The organism is Monashia sp. HAY1-2A (assembly GCF_056755315.1).
Map to the genome: position 1 here is coordinate 1 of NZ_JBNDHY010000216.1, position 5,995 is coordinate 5,995.

The 5,995-nt window shown below is 76.0% G+C and carries 3 protein-coding genes; 2 read left to right on the forward strand and 1 reads right to left on the reverse strand.

The window, feature by feature from the left end:
- Positions 1-808, forward strand: an 808-nt coding sequence (locus ACPYOM_RS20590; RefSeq protein WP_481347378.1) for a tyrosine-type recombinase/integrase, incomplete at its 5' end; no start/stop codon positions are given.
- Here ACPYOM_RS20590 and ACPYOM_RS20595 read toward each other — a convergent pair.
- Positions 746-1,084: a hypothetical protein gene (locus tag ACPYOM_RS20595; RefSeq protein WP_481347379.1), complete on the reverse strand. Its 339-nt coding sequence runs from the start codon at positions 1,082-1,084 to the stop codon at positions 746-748. The two genes, ACPYOM_RS20590 and ACPYOM_RS20595, sit on opposite strands and share 63 nt — an antisense overlap.
- A 317-nt stretch (positions 1,085-1,401) precedes the next feature.
- Here ACPYOM_RS20595 and ACPYOM_RS20600 point away from each other — a divergent pair, with 317 nt between their 5' ends.
- Complete coding sequence (locus tag ACPYOM_RS20600; RefSeq protein WP_481347380.1) at positions 1,402-5,865, forward strand: FtsK/SpoIIIE domain-containing protein; 4,464 nt, start codon at positions 1,402-1,404, stop codon at positions 5,863-5,865.
- The last annotated feature ends 130 nt before the right edge of the window (positions 5,866-5,995 follow it).

A 5,995-nucleotide genomic window follows, 5' to 3' on the forward strand; every position in this document is an offset into this window, starting at 1 on the left:
GGTCAAGGACATGCAGGCAAGGGGATACGCCCCCTCGACGATCGCGACTCGCGTCAACACGGTCCGCGCCGTGTGCCGGGCCGGCGTCGAAGAGCGCGTCATCCCGCACGACCCCACCGTGGGCGTCCGACTACCCCGGAAGCGTCGGGCCGAGGCCTCCATGGCCATGCCCAGCGTCGAGCAGGTTGGCCGTCTGCTCGACGCGACCGACCCCCGCATGGCCGCGTACATTGGCGTGTGCGCCTTCGCCGGCCTGCGTCTCGGTGAAGCGTCCGGGCTGCAGCTCGGCGACGTCGACTTCCTGCGCCGCACTGTCTCCGTCCGCCGCCAGGTCCAGCGTCGCCGCGGCGGCCCCGCCGAGATCCGGCCGCCGAAGTACGAGTCCGAGCGCGACGTGTTCGTGCCCGACGAGCTCGTAACCATGCTCGCCCGCCACGTCGAGATGTACGGCACAGCCCCAGACGGATGGCTCTTCTACACGGCCGCCGGCCGGCCCATGCCCCCCACGACGGTCAACTCCTGGTGGCAGCGCACGACCGCTGCTGCCGGGGTTGAGGCCGTGCACATCCATGGGCTGCGGCACTTCTACGCGAGCGGGCTCATCGCCGCCGGCTGCGACGTCGTGACGGTCCAGCGCGCCCTCGGTCACTCGAAGGCGAGCATCACCCTGGACACGTACTCGCACCTCTGGCCGACGGCAGAGGACAAGACCCGGGCCGCGGCTGCAGGCCTGGCCGCTGCCGCGCTAGGTGGTGCTGCGGACCGTGTGCGGACCGAACCCCGCAACGTCGCAGGTCAGGGGCCCTGACGGCTCGTTGATCCAGATCTCCTCCACGGTCGGGTCGTCGAAGTACTGCTGGAGCGGTCCGTAGCCGGCGACGACGGCGAGGATCGAGTGGACGGCGAGACGCTGGTCCCCCAGGGCCGGCAGACCGCCGTGGAGGGAACGCTGGTCGTAGTCCTGGACGGCGTCCTCGACGAGGCGACGCACTGCGGCCGTGTCGCTGGCCGGGTCCAGGCCGGTCCGGCGGATGAGCTCGCGCACCTCACCCTCGACATGGCGCACCGCCTCGTGTGTCGACATCGTTCCCCTGACTCGTCGCGGACCCCGCCATCCTGCCGGGGCCGAGCCGTTCTGGCGCGCCCAACCTAGGGCAAAGCGCCCTGAACCGGGTCAAACGATCCACAGGCCACCCAAACGGCCCGAGACGACCGCCCCTGCGCCCGGGGGCCGCCCGCGCCCGGACACCCTAGACCGCACGCCGATCCAAGCGCTCGCGGTCTCCACAGCTGTGGGTGACGGGCAATGCCTGCCTGCGGGGAGGGGTCGAATGGGCCGTGCCGCCGGGCCACGGCGGTCGCGCGGTTGCGCAGCCGCGCCCGTCCACGAGGAGGAGACCCGTGCAGCTGCGCCTCACCGTCGTCGACCTCGACCGCCCCTCGAGGGGTCCGCTCGACGTCCTCGTCGAGGCACCGTGCGGGTCGACGCTCGCGGAGCTGCGCGGCCCGCTCGCCGCCGCGGCCGGCATCGCGCCTGCTACCGGGACCACAGGCCCCACAAGCGCTCACCCCGCCCCACGGGTGCGGGTCGAGGCCGCCGGGCGCGTCCTCGCCGACACCGCCGTGGTGGGCGAGCCGCCGCTGCTGCACGGCGCCGTCCTCGGCTTGTCGTCCCCGGCGCGGCGTCCCGGCGATGCTGCCACGAGCGTCGAGGTGCCCGGCGCGCCGGGGGCCGAGGCGGCGCCCGCCGGCGCGTCGCGGGGCGCGGTGCGTCTCACCGTCGTCGGCGGGCTCGACGCGGGCCGCACCATCACCGTCGGGCGCGGTGACCACGTCGTCGGCCGGGCGGCCTCCTCGCACGTGCGCCTCGACGACCGCGGCATCTCCCGGGCCCATGCCGTGCTCACCGTGCGCAGCGACGGGATCCGCGTGCGTGACCTCGAGCCCACGAACGGCTCCACCCTCAACGGGGCCCAGCTGCCCGGCGAGGGTGCGCCGCTGTGTCCGGGCGACCTCCTGCGCATCGGCTCGACGGTGCTCGCGCTGGCCGACGGGCCGGCTCGGCGCGGGCACCACACGGTCGCCGACGGACGCATCCGGTTCCACCGCTCGCCCCGGCTGCGCGCGCCGTCCCCGCAGCGCACCGTGACCTTCCCCGAGCCGCCGCGGCGCCCGGAGCACGCGCGTGCGCCCCTCGTGGCCGCCGGCGTGCCGCTCGTGGCATCCGTCGTCCTTGCCTGGGCCCTCTCCTCACCGACATTGCTGCTGTTCGCGCTGCTGTCCCCCGTCCTGCTCCTCGCCCAGTGGTGGGGTGACCGACGAACCGGACGCGCGTCCTACCGGCAGCGGGTGCGCGAGCATCGTGCCGCCGTCGCCGCGGCCGAGGACCGGCTGCGACGGGCCGCCGACGACGACGAGGCCGAGCGTCGCGCGACACACCCGGGCCCGGCCCGGTTGCTCGACGTCGCCACCGCCCGCGCCACCGAGCTGTGGTGTCGGCGTCCGGGGGACCCGGACCACCTCGTCCTGCGCCTCGGCCTGGCGGACCAACGCGCCGACGTCACGTGCGCCGGCGGGGACCGGCGACCTCCCGTGCTCGACCAGGTACCCGTGGTCCTCGACCTCGAGGCGACTCGCGTCGTCGGCCTCTCCGGGCCGGCGCGGGAGCTGCGGTCGCTCACCGCGGCGCTCATCGGACAGGCGTGCGCCTGGCACACCCCGCAGGAGCTCCGCGTGGCCGTCGTCACCGTCGGCGACCTCGCCGACTGGTCGTGGTGCGACCTGCTCCCCCACGCCGTCCCGTTCGATGCCGGTGGCCCTGTCCGGGCCGACCCCGCGGTCACGATCGCCGCGCTCACCCAGGAGGTCGCGCGAAGGCGCCTGTCGGCCGACGGCGGTGACGACCTGCACCCCCGCGACCGGGCCCGAGCCGACGGCGGACGGGCCGCGGTGCACACGCTCGTCGTGCTCGACGGCGCGAGCACACTGCGGGAGGTGCCCGGCGTCGTCGACCTGCTGCAGGACGGGCCCGGTGCCGGTCTGGCCCTCCTCGCCCTCGACAGCCGGCCCGAAGCCCTGCCCGCCGAGGCCACGGCGGTCGTCGAGATGGACCCGGGTGTCCCGCGCGCGACGATGCGACGAGGTGGGACGCTCCTCGAGGGCATCACCCCCGACCTGCCCGGCGCCGGCTGGGTCGAGGCCTTCGCGCGTGCCCTGGCACCGATCGTCGACGCGACGCCGCGGACCGGTGCGGCAGCCCTGCCGACCCGGGTCTCCTTCCGCGACCTGCACCTCGCGTGCGGCATCGACCCCGTGTCGAGCGCAGGCCTCCGCCGGGCCTGGGAGGCCTCGGACGGGCGGCCCGTCGCCCGCGTCGGGATGGGTGTCGACGGTCCGTGGCTGCTCGACCTCGCGGCCGCGGGACCGCACGCCCTCGTCGGCGGCACCACCGGATCGGGCAAGTCGGAGCTGCTCCAGTCACTCGTCGCGGGCCTCGCCGTGTCGACCCGACCGGACGACCTGTCGGTGCTGCTCGTCGACTACAAGGGCGGCGCCGCGTTCGGCGAGTGCGCGCGCCTGCCACACGTCGTCGGCGTCGTCACCGACCTCGACGAGGCCCTGACGCGCCGAGCGCTGACCTCCCTGCGCGCCGAGCTGCGGCGGCGTGAACGCCTTCTTGCGAGTCGGCAGGCCAAGGACTGGGAGGACTACCGAGCCCGGATGGGCGGCGACCCGCGGCAACGGCTGGCCCGGCTCGTCATCGTCGTCGACGAGTTCAAGGCCCTGGCGGACGACCTTCCGGAGTTCGTCGACGGTCTCGTGCGCGTCGCGGCGGTCGGTCGGTCGCTCGGCGTGCACGTCGTGCTCGCGACCCAGCGCCCGGGGGGCATCGTCAGCGCCGACATGCGCGCCAACATCTCGTTGCGGCTGTGCCTGCGGGTCCGGGAGCGCTCCGACAGCCTCGACGTCATCGACGCCCCCGACGCTGCCTCAGTGCCCGACACCGTCCCGGGGCGGGGGTACGTGCGAGCCGCCGACCAGCGCCTCGTGGCCCTGCAGACCGCCTGGGTCGGCGGCCTGCTCCGGGATGTCGAGCATCCCGACGCCATCGTGGTGCGACGCCTCGACGGCGCGGACGGACCGGCGTCCGGGGTCGGCACGACCACACCCGAGGCACGCCCGACCGAGCTGAGTGCCGTGGTGTCGGCCGTGAGGGCTGCCACGCAGGACCTGCGCCTGCAGCCACCGCCGTCACCGTGGCTCCCGCCGCTGCCCGCCGTCCTGCCCAGCCGTGGGCTGACCCACGTCGCCGGGGTCCTCGACGGTGGCGGCGTGCCCGCCGGGGTCGACGCCGGGGTCGTCGCCGGTGTCGTCGCCGGTGTCGTCGTCGGGGTCGCCGACGTCCCCGACGAGCAGACCCGACGCCCGTGGGTGTGGGACCCGCACGTCGACGCGTCGCTCGGGGTCGCCGGTGGGCCACGCTCGGGGCGCACGACGACGCTGCTGCGCCTCGTCGAGGGCCTCGCGGGCGGCCGGCGCCCCGAGACGCTCCACGTGCACGTGGTCGAGGGCGTGCCCGGGCCTCTGGCCGCGCTGGAGGGGCTGCCGCACGTCGGGTCGGTCACCTCCACCGCGGACCCGCACCTGGTGCGACGCGTGCTTGCCCGCCTCGCCGGCGAGCTCGACGCGCCCGCGCCGGCGCGCACGACCCTCCTGCTCGTCGACGGGCTCGAGGCGGTCGAGGACGCTCTCGCCGACGTCGACCACGGCGCAGGGCTCGACGACCTGCACCGGATCGTCCGCGACGGGTCCGCCCGCCGCCTCGCCGTCGCGGTGTCCGGCGGACGCGGCGTGCTGTCCGGGCGCCTGGCCGGGTTGCTCGCCCGGCGGCTCGTGCTCGACCTGCCAGACCCGCTCGACCTGACGCTCGCCGGCGTCGACCCGGCGCAGGCCCGGGTCCGGCGTCCTCCGGGCCGCGCGATCGAACCCGCCACGGGCCTCGACGTCCAGGTCGCTCTGCCGGGTGGCGCCCCGACGCTCGAGTCCGCCGTCGACGCGGTCCTGGCAACGGCCGCAGGGCGGGGTCGCGCGCGACGTGGCCGGCAGCGCCCGGGCGACGCCGTCGAGGTCGCATCGGCGGCGGACGCGTTCCCGGAGCGCCCGACCACGGGAGGCGACACGCTCCCGTGGACCGTACGCCCCCTCCCGACGTTCGTGGACGGCACGGACCTCGGGCCCGTCCCGGCCCACTCAGGACTCATCGGCGTGGGTGTCGGGGGCGACGCGGCCCGCCCGGTCCACCTCGACCCGTCCACGATGCCTCCTCGGCTCCTGGTCGCGGGCCCGGCCCGCTCCGGACGTTCCTCGTTCCTCGGGTGGCTCGCGCGGGAGCTGGCCGGCGCGGGGCGGGCGGTCGTCGTCCTCGCGCCCCCGCGCTCGCCCCTGCGCGCCCTCGTCGAAGGGTCGACGTGTCGGGTGCTCGGACCGGCAGAGCGGGACGAGTTCGTGGCCGCGCGGCGCGCCGACCCCGACCTGTGCGTCGTCGTCGACGACGTCGAGAGGTTCGACGGCACCGCCCTCGGCGACGCCGTGCTCGAGGCCTGCAGCGTGCTCGACGCGACCGACGGCATCACCGCCGGGTCGGCCGACCTCACCCGCGCCGCCGCCGCCTTCCGTGGGCTCGTGCCGGAGCTCGCGCGGGACGGGCACGGCATCCTCCTCGGCGCCACCTCGGCGCTCGACGGGGAGCTGCTCGGAGCGCGCCTCGACGGACCGTTCGAGCGGCGACCCGGCCGCGGCCACCTCGTCCGGGACGGCCGGGCCGTCCCGATCCAGCTCGTCGCACCCCGGGACGCCGCGCGGTAGGCCCTGATGGGCGACGGTTCCACGCGCGGACGCCGAGGACGTCGTGCGACGCGGTCTGCCACCCTCGGACGCAGGCCCCGACCGCCGGGACGAGCCAGCCGAGGAGACGCCATGCCACGCGGTGCCCGAG

Bases quoted from the DNA above. Each gene is read 5' to 3' on its own strand.
- ACPYOM_RS20595 (WP_481347379.1), bottom strand. From the start codon at position 1,084: ATGTCGACACACGAGGCGGTGCGCCATGTCGAGGGTGAGGTGCGCGAG.